We start from the raw sequence: 17,652 nt of genomic DNA on the forward strand, positions 1-17,652 counted from the left end.
GGATATATTTGTGTTTTCAGTTGATTATTTCTTAAATCGGACTTAATTTAACCAAGTACATAGTAAGAATGTTTTTTCTTCATTAGGAAAATCTATAGAAAAAGGGGGTTTTCCAAGTGATTGAAATTCCGTCAAAGATCGATGGTCAAACAGTTGAATTATATGATCTTGAGCAAAAGTTGAAACCGTTAGGATACTCGATAGGTGGAAATTGGGAGTATGACCATGGGTATTTTGATTATAAAATTGCTTCAGAAGTAGGCTATCAATATTTAAGAGTTCCCTTTGAAGCAACAGATGGGCAGCTTGATTCACCGAATACGATGGTTCAAATTGGTACACCGTTTCTTTTATCTCATAAATATCAAATTGGATTAGATGATCATGCTACGATTGGAAATTTTAGTGCCTCAATTAATCAGTTTCAGGAGCCACAAGATAAGGATGCTACCTTCCCAGAAAAATATATTGAGATCGGGAAGGAGCTTGTACAAGAATTAGAAGGTAGCCTGCTTAGTGAGTAAAAATAATTAATGTATCTAACGGACGTATTTCATAGGAGAGGGGCGGATTCACTTTCGTTTCCTCTCCTCTTTTAATTCCAATTAATATTGATTCCTTTTCTAGGAGCTCATGACTAGCTTCTTTGAACGTTTTTCCAATAAGGTTTTCGGTTACAGGCAGAACTTTAAAAAGATTTCCGCTAGCAGGATTAAGCTCTGAGTAAAATTTTGACAGTCCATTTTTAGCTAAGTAACTGCTCATAATAAAATGACTTGTGAGCTTATAAGATTTAATAATTTCATCTGCTCCAGCTCTATCTGCATTTTTTGTTTGTAGCTCAGTTAAAATCTCTATGACACAATATAGATTAGGATTCATTCCTTTTAAAGTTAATAAAACAATGATGGAATTCATGTCAGCTTCCTGCTCATTTTTGTGTTGATCTGCTGTTATGATCGCAGCATCAGCTTCTAAAATATTTGCCTTCAGTAATGTTTGATCATTAGACGGATTACCTTTTATAAAGTGAACATTTTCAATTAGAGGGGATTCCTTTAAAGTTTCATCAATTAAGACTATTTGTTTATATGGCTTAACCGAATGGAGGGATTCAATCATTTCATTGGCTTTTTCATTCCATCCAATTAAGACAACATGATTATTGCCTTTAAACGGCACAGCTCCTTCTGCATATGAATTTTGACTTTTAATCGCTGCAGCAGAAATAGTAGCAAAATAAGCTGTAACAAAGCTCGCACCTGCTAGTATCATTATCATAGCAATTCCTTTACCTAGATAGGTTTTGGGAACATAATCGCCAAATCCAACAGTTGAAACTGTAACAACAGCCCACCATATCCCGTCAAAGATTGTCGGGAATTCCTTTGGCTCAACTAAGGAAATTAGTTCACCAAAAACAAGAATAATAAGAAGAACGAATATTGTAATTCGATAATGAATCGGCCATCTTAACCAATGGATCATCGATTTATTTGACTTAGCCATACACAATCACCCCTTCTTATTAGGTAGAAATGATAAAACTTCTCTAATAATCGTGTTTATTTTCGTTGTGACCTCTTCTTTTCCATAAGTATCAATTGCATGTTCAATTATTTCAATTGTTTCTTCAGAGAACTCAATTAAGGCCTTATCCTCTTCAGAATCATTGTAAAATCCTATAAAAGCATCTAACCCCTCATTCATTTTATCAATTGCTTCACTAAGCAGCTTCTTTTCTTCTTCATTTACCTTCAATTGATCACCACTTTCTACTAACACGATCATCTTGGATCTATAAAATATAATTTTATATGAAAGAAATATACACTATTTAGTATGTACACTTCCTTTAATACCTTGCGAAAAAACTCTAAACTTAATGGGAAATAATACGATGTAAGAATTAATGAAATCGATCAAACTATTATAAAGGAAGTCCAAAGAGGACAATTTTTAGTGCTTCAGTATCACTACACAAAGAAAACAAAGTAGTAATATATAGATAAAATCAGCAAATACTAGGAGATATTCATAAAAAATATTTACTATAATTAGTTAAAAATGTAATGGTGCAGCTTGAAGTGTGGTTAAAAGTCAGGTCCAACGGACAGCCTACTGGTCGAATTTCATTTAACATCTAACATCCATCAATATATACTTAATATAATTATGTTCTTAAAGAAGGGTGTTGCTAGAAATGCTTAAACAACAAACAATCCAAACTAGTATGCGTGACGAAATGATTGATGTAACAAAGATTGTCCAAGCATTTGTAAATGAGAGCAGAATACAAGAAGGAACAGTATTAATTTATTGTCCCCACACAACAGCTGGTATCACAATCAATGAAAATGCTGATCCTGATGTAAAAAGTGATATGATGAGACGTTTTGATGAAATTTATCCATGGTATGTAGTAAAGGACATGCATGCTGAAGGAAACACGGCAGCACATATGAAAGCGAGCACGGTCGGTGCATCACAAACAGTTATCATTTCAAACGGACGATTGCTTTTAGGAACTTGGCAAGGTATTTACTTTTGTGAATTTGATGGTCCACGACAAAGAACCTTTTACATGAAATATTCTTAGACCTTAACCCATTCAGAACGATCCATGAAACTCCTAATCTCAGGATTCGGATGAGGTCTTGAGAATAAGTGAAGGATAACTACCCGAATCGATCCGACAAAGGACATGTTTGGGTCTGGCGAAGCCACTGTATATGGCGATTTAAGCGTGATAAGTCACTTTTGTGGTAAAATAAGGTAAATTAGAAGTGTAGTATGAGGTGACATATGGAATTTATGCTTATTCTTTTCATCTTTCCAGCAATTGTGTTAATAATGTCAGTGGTTGGTTACGTATTAACTAAAAAAAGCTATGTTACGCCGGCTTTAATTTTTGTTTTATCCTCATTCTTAATGCTTCTGTTTTTTAATGAATCATTTTTTATTTGGGTAATTGTATATACATTATTATCGGGAATTTTGACTCTAATGATGGCCTTTTTTACAAATAGAAAAGAAGGAAAATAAAACACAGTCGTAGTTGAAAAATAACGGGTTCTGTCTTCGAGTACTAAACATTAAGTAACACACTTAATTAGGAGTCCAATTCTCATACGAATTGGACTTTCTTCAAGTAAAGGTTGGGATAGTTTGGAATACTTGGGTTAATCGGGGTGATAATTCTATTGTGCTGTAAAATATTATATACTTCGAAACAAAACTCATTTGTACCGTTTATGAGCTCCACTAGCGAACTGATACAGATAGTAGTCATCTAATCGAGTGACTTGTGATAAGAGATAGGCAGACTCTGTCGCGTGTGGATTTCTTCGCTTATTCAAAGCCTCAAGGATGCCTTCCGCTGGTTTAATGCCTATTCCATGTGCGAAGAAAAGCTTATTCCCTAAATCAATTGCATTTTCTCCCCGCCATTGAGGAGTTTTGGGATTGAACTGTGGATTATTAAAATACAGACAATCACCAGGTAAATAATCATTTCCTCTTCTCGTGTAGATTGGAAGATCGTCATCTGATTGCCAATCACGTAAATACATGCCTAGATAAATACGATTGAATTGCTCAAAATTGATTGAGTCTAATACAGCTTTATAATAAATAATTACCATTGCTGTCGCGCATTCAAACCCATACAAAACCCCATTTTGAAATATATCATTTATGGCATCAGACGGACGAATGCCTTCTCTAAGTTTAAAACCACCTTGATTTGTTAATCGCCAATATCGCTCATTACAATGTGAAGTTTCAAAGGTAGTAAATTTTGCCTTGCTGTTAAATAAACTTCTTGATGCATGAATAATGGCTGAACGAAGATGAAGAACAAACTGAAAGTGATCTTCATTTAAGAAAAAATATTTTTCCTGATATTGATTCATACGATCAATGATTTCATTTTCCTCAGCAGTTAATGTGGTTGATTTCAATTGATTGCCACTAGCCAAGTTGTTACCGATAAAGATCATATTCCCCCACCTTTGGTGTTAGTCATAATAAAGTGTATGGCCATTTGGTGGAGGATAGAGATATTTATGAAAGTTTCATTAAGGAAAATTCTAAAGATCAATAAACATTTGAAGGTATCTTAGATGCGATTTGAAAAACTCTTATCCTCTTGAATACCACATCACATCCAGCTACACGTCGCTAAACGTGCGCTTGCGCTATTGTTCCTCATTTTTTTCTATTTTCAGGTATTTCATTTTCAAAATTAGCTGAAAGTCTTTCAAGTTCTATTCTTAACTCATCATCAGTCATCGGGAGTCCGTGACCCGATATAGCTATCGTGGGCTTTAAGGCATCTAGTTTTTTGACGGAATCCTTGGCAGCCTGCCAATCTGTTGTAAAGTATGCTGGTGGACCATGCATCTCTTGTTTCTGTGTGATCACATCATACAAAGATTCCTGTTCAACAGTTGTAAAAGCATCTCCAACAATTAAAGCACTGTCTCGGTCTCTAAAAAGTGAAATATGTCCAGGTGTATGTCCGGGCGTATGGATATAGTGCCATTCGGGTAAATTTGGAATTAATCCATCGTCACTTAATAGTTTAAGGTTAGGTTTAATATCGATGCTGTGCCTAGGGAACATCGGTGACATTTTAGCAACAAGTCCATCAACTTTAGGGTTTGGTGGTGGATAATCACTTTTTCCTGTTAAATAGGGTTCTTCTAAAGGATGGGCATAAACAGGTACATCCCATTTACTGATCAATTCATGTAAAGCACCCACATGATCAAAGTGACCGTGAGTTAGGATAATGCTATTTAACTTGCAATCTGCGCCAAATCTTTTTTCAGCTTCCTCCATAATGAACTCATATGACCCTGGCATTCCAGCATCTATTAAAATAAATTCATTCGTTTCTCGTGGATTTCCAATAAAGCAAACATTTACAATTTGAACAGACAAACAAAAGAGATCTGGTAGAAGCTCAATTCCCATCCCGCTCGTAACTGAGGTCAATGGCATTTTTTCCACGTATATACCTCCAAGTAAATTTATTCCCTGATAGTATTTCTTAAAGTAGGCAAAAGTAATCTTTACGGTGTGCTCTTTTTTCTACGTCACTAAACGGTCACACTGAACTTTACTTCTTGACAGGAAAAGATGATCGTTTTATAGTTAAACACGTGAATAGTTAAATCATTTAACTAATAGAGAGGTGGCTCCTTTCATGGAGGAAAAACAAATAGAAGAATTGATTAATCGTTACATTTCAGTTTCCTTTTCTGTTACAAAAAAAGGTGAAAATATGATAAAAGACAGTATTGGTGACTATATTACAAATGATCAGCATTATACATTACGATATATTCATCTTGTAGGTACATGCACTTCTACTGAGCTTTCAGAAGCCTTTGAGGTGAAGAAAAGTGCGATTACTGCGATCATAAATCGATTAACTGAAAAGGAGTTAATCAAACGAACTCGTGATGAAAATGATCGCCGTGTCATTTACTTAACGTTAACTGAAAAAGGAAATGATTTATACTTAAAAACAGAAGATAAAATTAAAAAATTAGTAGAATCGATCATTACTAGCTTTGAAGAAAGTGAAATTGTGTCATTTATTGAGACATATGAAAAGCTAAATACCTTATTAGATCAACGTAAAGATTGTAAAATGGAGGAATAAGTTGTGAACAAAATCATTAATGGAAAGTGGTTTGTTATTCTTGCATGGGTTGCTGTAGTCATAGGGTTATTTTTAGCTGCACCTAATATGGCAGAACTTGTACGAGATAAAGGACAGGTCAGTGTACCAGACGGATATTCTTCATCTTTAGCTAGTGAAATTCTTGATGATGTCCAAAAACAAGAAAATGTTGAAGATGAAACACAGGTTGCTCTTGTTTTTCATAATGAAAATAAGCTAACAGACGAAGAGGTGAAAGAGGCTGAAAAAGCGATTCGCTTACTCGAAGACAGCAAAGAGCTTGGTGTTACAGATATATTAACTCATTTTAATGAGGAAAGCTTAAAGGAACAATTGGTTTCAGAGGATGGTAAGACAATTTTGGCGTCTGTTTCGGTAAGCTGGAATGATCGTGAAGCGAAGGAAGTATCTGACTTGCTTTACGAAAAAATTAAAGATGTAAAAGTTGATCATTATTATACAAGTGGATGGATGATTGATGAAGATGTCATGGCAAGCTCTGAGGAAGGCTTAAAGAAAACAGAAGGAATTACAGTTGTTTTCATTTTGGCTGTTCTTTTACTCGTGTTTAGATCAGCGATTGCTCCACTTATTCCGCTCATTACTGTTGGAATTACTTATTTAGCATCACAATCAATTGTTGCGATATTAGTTGATAAAGTGAACTTTCCAATCTCAAATTTCACACAAATTTTCTTAGTCGCTGTTTTATTTGGAATAGGAACAGACTACTGTATCCTGCTTTTAAGTCGGTTTAAAGAGGAATTGGCACATCGTGAAAGTGTGACAGATGCGATTGTTGAAACATATCGCAATGCAGGGCGTACGGTTTTCTTTAGTGGATTAGCTGTCATGATCGGCTTTGCTGCAATCGGATTTTCCCAATTTAAGCTCTATCAATCTGCATCTGCAGTAGCAGTAGGTGTTGCTGTATTACTTATCGCATTATTTACGGTTGTACCATTTTTTATGGCAATACTAGGTAATAAAATTTTCTGGCCTTCAAAAGGGACACTTGAACATAAGGATAGTAAACTATGGGGTGTAGTTGGTCGCTTTTCATTAGCACGACCACTTATTGCACTAGTTATCGTTGCAGTGGTATCTGTCCCGTTTTTGTTACTTTATGATGGTGAATTATCCTATAATTCATTAGAGGAAATTAGCGATGATGTAAACTCAATTAAAGCTTTCAATGCCATTGCAGATAGCTTTGGTCCAGGGGAATCGATGTCCACGCAAATTGTCTTGAAAAATGATGAAAAAATGGATTCAACAGAATATATCGGTCTTGCTGAAAAAATTAGTAAAGAGCTTGAAACAGTAGAGTTGGTAGACTCAGTTCGCTCTGTCACACGACCAACAGGAGAAATGATCGAAGACTTTTATGTAGCAAAGCAAGCAAAAACTCTTGAAGAGGGACTTGGAGAAGGAAATGATGGGATCTCTCAAATTAGTGAAGGGTTAGCAGAAGCAGAAAGTGAGCTTTCTAAATCCTCCCCACAGCTTAAAGATGCGACAGACGGTATTAATGATTTGATTTCTGGAACAACTGAATTACATTCAGGGATATCTGAAATTCAGGAAAATCTAGCAAAAATTGAGGATGGAATTCGTCAAGGATCTCAAGGTTCAGATGAAATTAAAAAGGGCTTAGCTGAAGCGAAGGCAGGAGCTGAAGAACTTCAAGCCGGTAGCAGTCAATTGCTTGCTGGATATCAAGAAGCAGAGGGTGGAATCGGGACTCTGCATGATAAATACCAGGAGGTAAGTCAAGGCATTATAGGACTTTCAGGAGCTCTTACTCAATTAGACTCTGACTTTACAGCTCTTGAAAATAATAACGCATATCCAGGTCTTGAGGCAGATCCTAATTATGGGAAAATTAAAGGAACTGTACAGGAAGTAGCTAAAACTCAGTTACCTACATTAGCAAACGGGATTAGCAGATTAAATACTGAATTAAACAAGGTTAGCGAAGGTGTAAACCTGGCGAATAGTAATTTTACTGAACTTGTTGAAGGTCAAAGACAGTTCTCTGAAGGATTATCATTACTTATAGAGGGAATTGAGCAACAACAAGCAGGCTTAGATCAATTAGCAAACGGTCAAGGTCAAATTGTAAGTAATATACCAAAAATATCTGATGGTCTGTCAGGTGTAACCAATGGTCAAAAACAGCTATTAGATGGTTTTGGTGACCTTGATGGTCAAATGAATCAATTAACAGATGGCTTAGGTCAAAGTGTTGATGGGTTAAACCAAGTATCAGACGGACTCGGTTCTGCTCAAGACTACTTAGCTGATTTATCAAAAACGTCAGAGTCATCAGGTTTTTACTTACCAGAAGATGTATTAGAAAGTGAAGACTTCGAGCAAGCACTTGACACATATTTATCAAATGACCGAAAAGTAATGACGTTAGATGTTATCTTTGGAGCTAACCCTTATTCCAACGAAGCAATTAACCAAATTGATGAAATTAATGCTGCAATTGAACGTGCAACAAAGGATACAAAGCTTGAAAATGCCAAAGTTGCCATTGGAGGAATTACTAGTATTAATGCTGACTTAAATACAATGTCTAATAATGACTATACACGTACAGTTATTTTAATGCTTGTCGGTATTTCTATTATTCTTGTATTTTTGTTTAGATCAATTATTATGCCGCTTTATTTGATAGGATCATTGATTTTAACGTATTATACAGCACTTGGAATCAATGAAGTCATATTTGTGAATATTTTAGGGTATACCGGGATTAGCTGGGCAGTTCCATTCTTTGGTTTTGTTATTCTTGTTGCTCTAGGTGTAGATTATAGTATTTTCTTAATGGACCGTTTTAATGAATATAAAGACATATCAGTAGAAGAAGCGATGCTTTTAGCAATGAAAAAAATGGGAACAGTCATTATTTCAGCGGTTGTTATACTAGGTGGTACATTTGCTGCAATGATTCCTTCAGGCATGCTATCACTTATTCAAATAGCATCGATTATCCTGACTGGATTGTTGTTATACGCATTTATTGTATTACCACTATTTGTCCCAGTCATGGTGAAAAATTTTGGTGCTGCAAACTGGTGGCCGTTTAAGCGAGTATAAACTGATAATGAACAAAGCAGTTGATTTCTAGTTGAAATTGGCTGCTTTTTTTTGAGCTTTTGTTCATATACACAAAGCAATAAAATAGGTATGATTCTATTAATCTATTATTGTCAGAAAATAGAATTAACTTGATTTTAAAGAAAAAAGGTGCTAAAATGGTTTTAATTATTTTTGTTCGGATAAGGATGAAAGATGGAAATTGCTTTAAAAGATTCCTCTTGAAAGGTCGTTGTCTAGCAAGAATAGTAATACAAAGTGGACTAGATTTTCCACACAGGAGGAAAAACAATGTTAGAAGGTAAAGTTAAATGGTTTAATTCAGAAAAAGGTTTCGGATTTATTGAAGTAGAAGGACAAGACGATGTATTCGTACACTTCTCTGCAATCCAAGGTGAAGGTTTCAAAACTTTAGAAGAAGGCCAAACAGTTACTTTTGAAGTTGAGCAAGGAGCTCGTGGACCACAAGCTGCTAACGTACAAAAATAAGTATAACGCTGCATAAGCAGCTCTTATAAAAGACTCCCTTTTGGGGGTCTTTTTTTATGTTATTCTTTATTTGTTAATTAGTATTTAAATAGTTTACAAATTGAATGGAGTATTTGGAAAGAAAGTTATTTCTAGACCAAACAGTTGATTAGATCAGTTTAATTTGTGTGTTGTATAAGAAAACGTTAAAATTGATAAAAAGAAAAAGCTTTTACACAACTGGTGGGTGGAAAATGAAAGTTCTTGTTATTGAAGATAATCCAAGTGTTTGCTCTATGCTCGAGATGTTTTTTTCGAAGGAAGGAATTACGGGTGAATTTGTACATAATGGTTTGGAAGGGTATGAGCGTTTTAAAGGGGATGAGTGGGATTTAATGATCCTCGACTGGATGCTTCCTGGGATGGATGGTGTGTCACTTTGTCGAAAGATTAGAGAAGAAAAAAGCTCAATTCCAATTATTATGCTGACAGCAAAGGATAGTGAGTCTGATCAAGTATTAGGTCTAGAAATGGGAGCAGATGATTATGTAACAAAGCCATTTAGTCCATTAGCCTTAATGGCAAGGATTAAAGCAGTGACTCGTCGCTATCAGATAGCAGAAATTGATCAACAGTCAAATATTTCTGATCTATTGCAAACTGACAATTTTAAAATTAGTAAATCAACTAGAGAGGTATATTTACAAGATAGAAAGATAACAAACCTTACACCAAAAGAGTTTGATCTCCTTTATTACTTTGTAAAAAATCCTCGTCAAGTGTTTACGCGAGAACAGCTGTTAGAACGAGTTTGGGGCTATCAATTTTATGGTGATGAACGTACAGTAGATGTTCATATTAAACGATTAAGAAAAAAAATCGAAACACCGACACACCCATTTTTTCATACAGTTTGGGGCGTAGGTTATAAATTTGATGAAGCAGTTGAAGTAAATGAGAATTAAATACATTTATCAGCTATTTATTAGTCATATTAGTATTCTTATCATCGCGTTTATTATTTTAAGCCTCTTGTTCGCCCACTATGTCGAAAATTTGGTGTACGAGAACAAAGTAAATGAATTAACCGTGTATGGTGAGAATATTTTAACTGAATTTGAACAGACAGGACAAGAGTTCGTTTTGGCACAATACAACCAGGTATTGAGCTCGCAAAATATATTTTTTAGTATCTTTGATCAACAAGGCCGAATTGTTTACCCGATTTCAACGACCTCACCCAGAACAAGAATAACGGAAGAAGATTGGAACAAGCTTACCAATGGGGAGAAAGTGGTTACAAAGCACAACATCAAATGGGCTGACCAGGAAGTTTCACTAGTTGCATTACCCTATATTGGTAGAGGAGGTCTAATTGGAGGGATTTTACTCATTTCTCCTATTAGTGGTTCGCGGGAAATGATCAGTGAAATGAATCAATATTTGCTCTACACTGTAATCATCGCGTTATCGGTGTCATTTTTGCTTAGCTGGATTCTCTCAAAGATACATGTGAATCGTATTCAAAAAATAAGAAAAGCTACTTCGAAAATTGCACAAGGTGATTATGATGCCTATATTCCTGCATCTAACTTTGATGAGATCGCTGAAATGGCAAATGATTTTAACGAAATGATTGATCAATTAAAATCATCAAACGAAGAAATTGATAGTCTCGAAAAACGGCGAAGACAATTTATAGCCGATGTTTCACACGAGCTTCGGACACCACTAACAACAATAAGCGGTGTGATTGAAGGACTCAAAAATAATATGATTGAAGAGGATGAAAAAGAAAAAGGGATTCAGTTAGTTAGTCATGAAACTAAAAGATTAATTCGACTTGTTAACGAGAATCTAGATTATGAACGAATTCGATCGAATCAAGTTAAGCTTATTAAAGAAAGAATTCAGCTTAAAGAAGTATTAGAAGTGATAAAGGATCACTTACTTTTTCAAGCAGAAGAAAAAAATATTAACTTAATTATTCAAGCAGATGAACAAAGTATGGTTTTCGCTGACTATGATCGACTTATCCAAATCTTAATAAATATCACAAAAAATAGTATTCAATTTACAAATCAAGGTTCAGTTTGGTTGCGTGGTTACCAAACTAATGAAGAGACGATCATTGAAATTGAGGATACTGGAATAGGTATGGACAAATTAGAGGTGGAATCAATTTGGCGGAGATTTTATAAGGCAGATCTATCGAGAACAAGTAATCAATTTGGTGAATTTGGTTTAGGTCTTTCAATTGTTAAGCGTTTAGTAGAGCTGCATGAAGGAAAAATTGAACTCACTAGTGAGCGAAATCAAGGAACAAAGTTTACGATTACGATTCCGATTAAGAATGATTAAACTTTTCTAATTTTTAATGCTTTGTTCATAGTTTATTCATATTTATTCGTTAAGATAGAAGAATGATATCAGACAGACTATATATGATTGAGGAGACATAAAAAATGATAGAGAGATTATTTTCAAGTAAAAAAACAATAGCAATTCTCGCTGCTCTTGTAGTAGTGGCAGTTGCAGTATTTATTTTTCTTTCAACTCGAAGTGAAGTTGTTGCAAAGGTTGGTAAACAATCAATTACAAAGGATAACTTATATACATTTTTCGTCGAGCAAAATGGTGAAGCAGCCTTAGAAACTCTTATTACCAAAAACGTAATTGAGCAAGAGGTAGAAAAAGAAAAGGTTTCAGTATCTGAAAAAGACATAGATGCAGAGCTTCAAGGGCTAATTGAATCCTATGGTGGCGAAGAAACGTTTAACCAACAACTAGCAACAAGTGGTTTAACAATGGAGGACGTAGAGGAAGATGTAAAAACGAACCTTCAAATTGAGAAATTACTAGAATCACGTATTAAAATCACAGATGAAGAAATGAAAACATACTTTGATGAAAATAAAGATTCTTTTGCCAAAACAAAACAGGTAAAAGCAAGTCATATATTAGTAGCTGACGAGGCAACTGCTAAAGAAGTAAAAGAAAAGCTGGATGCTGGCGAAGACTTTGCGGAATTAGCAAAAGAATATTCAACAGATGGATCAGCTGAATCTGGTGGAGACTTAGGATTCTTTGGTGAAGGTAGTATGGTAGCGGAATTTGAAGAAGCAGCATTTTCATTGGAAGTTGACGAAATAAGTGAACCAGTTAAAACAGAACATGGTTATCATATCATTAAAGTAACTGACAAACAGGACGCAGCTGAAGCGAATTTTGATGATAGTAAAGAAGAAATCAAAGACATTTTATTCGATGAAAAAATGGCTACAGAATATACAACCTGGTTAGAAGAGAAAAAAGAAGATTATAAAGTGAAAAATTATTTAAGTGAAGATGAGGAAGAATAATAGACATAAAAGCGGGCTCCTAATGGGGTCCGTTTTTTATCGTATTCAAATCACAGTAAGATAAAACAATTTTGAAACATTCTCTTCTTAACTGCATCTTTACTATAGAAGTCATTCTTTAGAGGTGGAAGTTTCTATGAAAAAAAACAATTCATATATTCATTTACTGCTATGGACAAATGTCTTTCTCCTAGACTTACTACTATGGTGCTTATATGAAATTAGAACGTAAAAATTTTTTTCTGATTTCCCACTTGTCCTAGGCTAGAATGGTATAATAATTAAAGATTATTAATTCTGAATTTTCACTATTATAGTTGATAGGGAGGAGAATAGATATGACAAAAAGTACGATGGATAAAGGTTATTTTGGGGAATTTGGTGGTAGTTTTGTGCCTGAGGCCTTAAAGAATGTATTAGATGTTTTAGATGAGAACTTTGAAAAGTACAAAAGTGATCCAGAATTTATTGAAGAATTTAATTATTATATGAAAGAATATATCGGTCGAGAGAATCCACTTACTCTTGCAGAGAACTTAACAAAGCAAGTTGGTGGAGCGAAAATCTATTTAAAACGTGAGGATTTAAACCATACAGGAGCACATAAAATTAATAATGCGATTGGACAGATTTTATTAGCAAAACGTATGGGAGCAACACGGATCATTGCAGAGACTGGGGCGGGACAGCATGGAGTTGCCACGGCTACAGCATGTGCGATTGTAGGTGGAATGGACTGTACGATTTACATGGGGAAATTGGATACAGAAAGACAAGCACTAAATGTGTTCCGTATGGAATTATTAGGTGCAAAGATTGTTTCTGTTGCGAAGGGACAAGGAAGACTAAAGGATGCTGTTGATGAAGCGTTAAATGATTTAGTAGCAAACTATGAAAATACATTCTATCTTTTAGGTTCAGCCGTAGGACCTCATCCATTCCCAACGATGGTAAAGCATTTTCAATCGATTATTAGTGAAGAATCGAAAAAGCAAATCCTAGAAAAAGAAGGCAAGCTCCCGAAAGCAGTTGTTGCTTGTGCCGGTGGTGGAAGTAATGCAATCGGTGCTTTTGCACATTATATTAACGAAGAATCTGTCCGTTTAATCGGTGTTGAACCTACTGAGGCACCAACATTAACGAAAGGTACCCCTGCAATAATTCATGGCTTTAAATGCTTAACGCTATTAGATGAAAATGGTGAACCAGAGCCGACATTTTCGATTGCAGCAGGGTTAGATTATCCTGGGATTGGTCCAGAGCATAGCTATCTAAAAACAACCAATCGAGCAGAGTATGTAACAGTAAGTGGGCAAGAAGCGTTAGATGCCTTCCAGGTTCTTTCTAAAGTTGAAGGGATTATCCCAGCACTAGAGAGTTCACACGCAATTGCACATGCTATGAAACTAGCAAAAGAGCTTGATCGTGAAGATTCAATTATTGTCAATCTTTCTGGAAGAGGAGATAAAGACGTAGAGCAGGTTTATAAAATGCTTCAAGCATAGAATTGTATGACAAGGGGGTAACATATGTTATCCTTTTTTGCGTCCAGAAAATTATAAAATTCAAGTACTCTGGATAAGCGCTTTGACATCCACTCCTTCCGAGCGCCTGCGCTTTTGTTCTTTTGCGTCAAACAGGCCAATCTTCGTTTTAATGCTCCTGCAATCCCTTTAGTGCATAGGAATTCTTGTGATGTTTGTCACATCATTCCCTGCATAAACCAATTAAGATTACAGTAAGGAATTGCCTTATTTATACCTTATTTGTTAACACAAAAGCTTACTTCAAAATATCCTTCACTTTACTCAAGATAATTTCCAAATTGTAATGAAAATGAACAAAGGTGGATAACATGAACATCAACATCAAACAAGAAGTGATAGACGCTCATATTATAGAAAATTATGAGAATGAATTAAAGGGGATCTCTATCTTTTTACATGAAGGAATCGCACAGAACCTGTATGCTGTGTTTAATCATTTGCAATATTTGCAACAGCATATTGTCGATAAGGATGATAGATCAACAATCGATGACATGGTAATATTAATGAAAAGAACGATAGAAGATGTTCGAGTTCTTTCAAATGATATCCATCCCTTTTCTCATAAAGGAATTGATGGTGCCTTAACGACGCTATTAAATAGCTTTAGTAAAAAACATAATATCTCTATACATTATCAAGGAATCGGTGAAAAACAACGTTTACCACTATTATCAGAGTTAATCGTGTACCGAACGTTTAAGGACCTCCTCACTATGGTTGCTTTACATTCACCTCCACTACGTATTAAAGTGACATCATTTTGGGGAGAGGCAGTAGAGATAGATGTGGAATTAACTTGGGACAACCAAACGACTTTTCAACATGAAAAGTTCTTACTCGATATTCTTGGATTTGAAAAAAAACTTAAGTTAGTAGGAGGAGCATTTAATGTAACGAGTCCCTTTGATCCAACTAAAGTAGTGAATTTACTTATAAAAATGAATGTGAGGTGAATGGAGTGACAACGTCAATATTATTAGTTGATGATCACGCAGTAGTACGAACAGGTCTCAAAATGTTATTAAATGAAATTGATAATATGGAAGTGGTAGGGGAAGCATCTGAAGGGGATGAAGCAATTAAAAAGGTTGAGGAGCTGCAACCTAACGTTGTCTTAATGGATCTTAGTATGCCACACGGCAGAGACGGTTTATCAGCAACAGTAGAGATTAAAAAAAGATGGCCTAACGTACAAATTCTAATCTTAACGATGCATGATGATGAGGAATATTTATTTCGTGTCATACAAGCAGGTGCTTCAGGATGCATCTTAAAAAGTGCCCTTCATAACGAACTTGTTCAAGCGATATCCATTGTTGCAGATGGTTCAGCGTATTTGTATCCTACTGCTACTAAAAAACTAATGGAGGATTATCTTGATCGTCTACGAAATGGTGGAGATGGTGATACATATTCTCTTTTGTCCGCCCGTGAAAAAGAGGTTCTTACGTTAATCGCTAAAGGCTTTTCTAATAAGGAAATTGCGGAAAAGCTAGTCATTAGTGTAAAAACTGTAGAGAATCACAAGTCAAATATTATGGAAAAGTTAAAACTGAAAACGAGACCTGAACTTGTAGAATATGCTTTAAAAAAGGGATTATTAGGATATGGTATATAAAGGTAGCCTAGAAATCCTCTTAGAAAGGAATATCATTTACAAATGGCCCAAGAACAAAAGGAAGCAATGATTATAGTAAGCAAAGAAGGAATGATAGAATCCTTTAATCAGGCTGCTGAGCAGTTATTTGGCTATCATATGAATGAAGTGAAGGATAAGCGTATTTCTTTGCTATTTCCAGATATAAATAGTCATATTTTATTTCAAAAAACCTCGTTATTTTGTGAATCAGTGGCACGTCTCCAAGATCAAACATACTATTCAATGAAGATTTCTTGCGAAGTTGTTGAGCTTCTAAATCACCCGTTTTGTGTCTTAACGATTAAAAACAATGTGCATATGCAAGCGATGGAAGATGAATTAGATGCTTCATTATCAGAATTGGTTGATTTTAAGTTTGCTTTAGATGAATCCTCGATTGTTGCGATAACAGATCAAAAGGGGATTATCACATATGTTAATGATACATTTTGCAAGGTTTCCAAATATAATCGAGAAGAATTAATTGGTAAGAGCCATAAAGTTATTAATTCAGGATATCATCCAAAGTCATTTTTCAGTGAGCTTTGGCGGACAATTGGATCTGGTAAGGTCTGGAAGGGTGAAATTAAAAACCAAGCAAAGGATGGAGCCTATTATTGGGTAGATACGACGATTGTTCCATTTTTAACGAGACAAGGAAAACCATATCAATATCTTGCGATCAGAAATGAGGTAACTTCAAGAAAACGTGCTGAAGAAGAGTTAAAAGAGACGTTATCAGAGTTATATGATTTAAAGTTGGCATTAGATGAATCTTCAATCGTAGCCATTACAGATCAAAAGGGAATTATTACGTATGTAAACGATACATTTTGTAAGGTATCAAAGTATAATAGGGAAGAGTTAATTGGGAACAGTCATAAGATTATTAACTCAGGATATCATCCAAAGTCATTTTTCGGTGAGCTTTGGAGAACAATTGGTGCTGGAAAGGTCTGGAAGGGTGAAATTAAAAACCAAGCAAAGGATGGAACCTATTATTGGGTAGATACAACAATCGTTCCATTTTTAAATATACAGGGGAAGCCTTATCAATATTTAGCGATCAGAAATGAAGTTACAGCAAGGAAACGAGCTGAAGAAGAGCTTCAACGAATGATGAGAAAGCTGATTGGTTTACAGGAAGAAGAGAGAAAAAATATTTCTAGAGAACTACATGATGGAATTGGTCAGAATCTTTATAGTTTACTCATCATGATTAATCGTTTACGAACAAAGACGGATCCTCTTTTAGTTGATCAAATGGAAACTGAAATTTCGAACATTATTGAAGAAATAAGACAAATTTCCTGGCAATTACGACCTTCTATATTAGATGACCTTGGACTAGTTCCTGCAATCCGTTCATTTATTAATAAATTTTCAGAACATTACGGTTTAAAAACCTGTTTTACATATGAATTACAAAGAAGGCTTCATTCAGAAGTTGAAACAAGTATTTATCGAATTGTCCAAGAAGCAATCACTAATGCCCGGAAATATGCGAATACACAGGAGATATTTTTATCAATCATTGAAAAAGAGGATTATTTAGAGGTGGTCATTACTGATCACGGGGTTGGTTTTGATACACAAACAAAGCAAAATGGAGTTGGTTTATTTAGTATGGAAGAAAGGGCTCGATCCATTAATGCTCAGTTTAAAATCAATTCAATTAGAAACAAAGGAACAACGATTACCGTGAAGGTTCCTTTTCTTAAAAACGATCAGGGCATCAGCTAGTTATAGCTTGGTGCTCTTTTTTTGTTATAGGATAGCGCTTTGCTTTATGAATAGGGGAATTATAGAATGTAAATAAGGGAATTCCCT

General features: G+C 35.1%; 17 protein-coding genes. 13 read left to right on the forward strand and 4 right to left on the reverse strand.

What is annotated here, in order from left to right; all coding sequences use genetic code 11:
- Nucleotides 1–116: 116 nt before the first annotated feature.
- Nucleotides 117–524, forward strand: a complete 408-nt coding sequence (locus WCV66_RS08265) for a YugN-like family protein (protein WP_338788599.1) — start codon at nucleotides 117–119, stop codon at nucleotides 522–524.
- Here WCV66_RS08265 and WCV66_RS08270 read toward each other — a convergent pair.
- Nucleotides 514–1,509: a potassium channel protein gene (locus WCV66_RS08270; protein WP_338788600.1), complete on the reverse strand. Its 996-nt coding sequence runs from the start codon at nucleotides 1,507–1,509 to the stop codon at nucleotides 514–516. The genes WCV66_RS08265 and WCV66_RS08270 overlap by 11 nt on opposite strands.
- A 6-nt stretch (nucleotides 1,510–1,515) precedes the next feature.
- On the reverse strand, nucleotides 1,516–1,761 hold the full coding sequence (locus tag WCV66_RS08275) for a hypothetical protein (RefSeq protein ID WP_066330286.1): 246 nt from the start codon (nucleotides 1,759–1,761) through the stop codon (nucleotides 1,516–1,518).
- Between the two features lie 442 nt (nucleotides 1,762–2,203).
- Between WCV66_RS08275 and WCV66_RS08280 the strand changes: the two genes are divergently transcribed.
- Nucleotides 2,204–2,599: a secondary thiamine-phosphate synthase enzyme YjbQ gene (locus tag WCV66_RS08280; protein ID WP_338788601.1), complete on the forward strand. Its 396-nt coding sequence runs from the start codon at nucleotides 2,204–2,206 to the stop codon at nucleotides 2,597–2,599.
- A 206-nt stretch (nucleotides 2,600–2,805) separates the two neighbouring features.
- A complete protein-coding gene (locus WCV66_RS08285) occupies nucleotides 2,806–3,045 on the forward strand; it encodes a DUF2651 family protein (RefSeq protein WP_185653726.1) in 240 nt (79 codons plus the stop codon).
- 194 nt (nucleotides 3,046–3,239) lie between these two features.
- Here the strand turns inward: WCV66_RS08285 and WCV66_RS08290 are convergent, their stop codons facing one another.
- Nucleotides 3,240–4,001: a protein-glutamine gamma-glutamyltransferase gene (locus WCV66_RS08290; RefSeq protein ID WP_066330283.1), complete on the reverse strand. Its 762-nt coding sequence runs from the start codon at nucleotides 3,999–4,001 to the stop codon at nucleotides 3,240–3,242.
- Between the two features lie 208 nt (nucleotides 4,002–4,209).
- The gene (locus WCV66_RS08295) at nucleotides 4,210–5,007 is read right to left on the reverse strand and encodes an MBL fold metallo-hydrolase (protein WP_185654038.1); all 798 of its coding nucleotides are present in this window, start codon (nucleotides 5,005–5,007) and stop codon (nucleotides 4,210–4,212) included.
- Nucleotides 5,008–5,212: 205 nt separating this feature from the next.
- Between WCV66_RS08295 and WCV66_RS08300 the strand changes: the two genes are divergently transcribed.
- The 10 genes from WCV66_RS08300 (at nucleotide 5,213) to WCV66_RS08350 (ending at nucleotide 17,565) form a co-directional block, all read left to right on the forward strand.
- A complete protein-coding gene (locus WCV66_RS08300) occupies nucleotides 5,213–5,674 on the forward strand; it encodes a MarR family winged helix-turn-helix transcriptional regulator (RefSeq protein WP_066330282.1) in 462 nt (153 codons plus the stop codon).
- A gap of 3 nt (nucleotides 5,675–5,677) precedes the next feature.
- On the forward strand, nucleotides 5,678–8,803 hold the full coding sequence (locus WCV66_RS08305; protein WP_338788602.1) for an MMPL family transporter: 3,126 nt from the start codon (nucleotides 5,678–5,680) through the stop codon (nucleotides 8,801–8,803).
- Nucleotides 8,804–9,094: 291 nt separating this feature from the next.
- The gene (locus tag WCV66_RS08310) at nucleotides 9,095–9,292 is read left to right on the forward strand and encodes a cold-shock protein (RefSeq protein ID WP_066330280.1); all 198 of its coding nucleotides are present in this window, start codon (nucleotides 9,095–9,097) and stop codon (nucleotides 9,290–9,292) included.
- A gap of 233 nt (nucleotides 9,293–9,525) precedes the next feature.
- Nucleotides 9,526–10,236 carry a response regulator transcription factor gene (locus tag WCV66_RS08315; protein ID WP_338788604.1) on the forward strand — a complete coding sequence of 237 codons (711 nt, stop codon included), beginning with the start codon at nucleotides 9,526–9,528 and terminating at the stop codon, nucleotides 10,234–10,236.
- Nucleotides 10,226–11,632: a sensor histidine kinase gene (locus WCV66_RS08320; protein ID WP_066330278.1), complete on the forward strand. Its 1,407-nt coding sequence runs from the start codon at nucleotides 10,226–10,228 to the stop codon at nucleotides 11,630–11,632. The genes WCV66_RS08315 and WCV66_RS08320 overlap by 11 nt, the downstream gene beginning before the upstream one ends.
- Before the next feature lie 104 nt (nucleotides 11,633–11,736).
- Nucleotides 11,737–12,633, forward strand: coding sequence for a peptidylprolyl isomerase (locus WCV66_RS08325; protein WP_066330277.1), 897 nt, complete (start codon nucleotides 11,737–11,739; stop codon nucleotides 12,631–12,633).
- Nucleotides 12,634–12,971: 338 nt separating this feature from the next.
- On the forward strand, nucleotides 12,972–14,138 hold the full coding sequence (gene trpB / locus WCV66_RS08330; RefSeq protein ID WP_338788605.1) for a tryptophan synthase subunit beta: 1,167 nt from the start codon (nucleotides 12,972–12,974) through the stop codon (nucleotides 14,136–14,138).
- Nucleotides 14,139–14,488: 350 nt separating this feature from the next.
- Entirely contained in the window at nucleotides 14,489–15,136 is a 648-nt protein-coding gene (locus WCV66_RS08335) for a sensor histidine kinase (protein WP_185653723.1), read from the forward strand.
- Nucleotides 15,137–15,198: 62 nt separating this feature from the next.
- Nucleotides 15,199–15,801, forward strand: a complete 603-nt coding sequence (locus WCV66_RS08340; protein ID WP_066330366.1) for a response regulator — start codon at nucleotides 15,199–15,201, stop codon at nucleotides 15,799–15,801.
- Between the two features lie 42 nt (nucleotides 15,802–15,843).
- Nucleotides 15,844–17,565, forward strand: coding sequence for a PAS domain-containing protein (locus WCV66_RS08350; RefSeq protein ID WP_413789635.1), 1,722 nt, complete (start codon nucleotides 15,844–15,846; stop codon nucleotides 17,563–17,565).
- Nucleotides 17,566–17,652: the final 87 nt, after the last annotated feature.

Origin of the sequence: Metabacillus rhizosphaerae, assembly GCF_037201795.1 — a bacterium.
GTDB classification, from domain to species: domain Bacteria; phylum Bacillota; class Bacilli; order Bacillales; family Bacillaceae; genus Metabacillus; species Metabacillus rhizosphaerae.

Coding starts and splice junctions, on each gene's coding strand:
- WCV66_RS08315 (WP_338788604.1), top strand. CDS start 9,526: ATGAAAGTTCTTGTTATTGAAGATAATCCAAGTGTTTGCTCTATGCTC.
- trpB (WP_338788605.1), top strand. CDS start 12,972: ATGACAAAAAGTACGATGGATAAAGGTTATTTTGGGGAATTTGGTGGT.
- WCV66_RS08285 (WP_185653726.1), top strand. CDS start 2,806: ATGGAATTTATGCTTATTCTTTTCATCTTTCCAGCAATTGTGTTAATA.
- WCV66_RS08320 (WP_066330278.1), top strand. CDS start 10,226: ATGAGAATTAAATACATTTATCAGCTATTTATTAGTCATATTAGTATT.
- WCV66_RS08340 (WP_066330366.1), top strand. CDS start 15,199: ATGTTATTAAATGAAATTGATAATATGGAAGTGGTAGGGGAAGCATCT.
- WCV66_RS08290 (WP_066330283.1), bottom strand. CDS start 4,001: ATGATCTTTATCGGTAACAACTTGGCTAGTGGCAATCAATTGAAATCA.
- WCV66_RS08280 (WP_338788601.1), top strand. CDS start 2,204: ATGCTTAAACAACAAACAATCCAAACTAGTATGCGTGACGAAATGATT.
- WCV66_RS08325 (WP_066330277.1), top strand. CDS start 11,737: ATGATAGAGAGATTATTTTCAAGTAAAAAAACAATAGCAATTCTCGCT.
- WCV66_RS08350 (WP_413789635.1), top strand. CDS start 15,844: ATGGCCCAAGAACAAAAGGAAGCAATGATTATAGTAAGCAAAGAAGGA.
- WCV66_RS08295 (WP_185654038.1), bottom strand. CDS start 5,007: ATGCCATTGACCTCAGTTACGAGCGGGATGGGAATTGAGCTTCTACCA.
- WCV66_RS08335 (WP_185653723.1), top strand. CDS start 14,489: ATGAACATCAACATCAAACAAGAAGTGATAGACGCTCATATTATAGAA.
- WCV66_RS08270 (WP_338788600.1), bottom strand. CDS start 1,509: ATGGCTAAGTCAAATAAATCGATGATCCATTGGTTAAGATGGCCGATT.
- WCV66_RS08310 (WP_066330280.1), top strand. CDS start 9,095: ATGTTAGAAGGTAAAGTTAAATGGTTTAATTCAGAAAAAGGTTTCGGA.
- WCV66_RS08300 (WP_066330282.1), top strand. CDS start 5,213: ATGGAGGAAAAACAAATAGAAGAATTGATTAATCGTTACATTTCAGTT.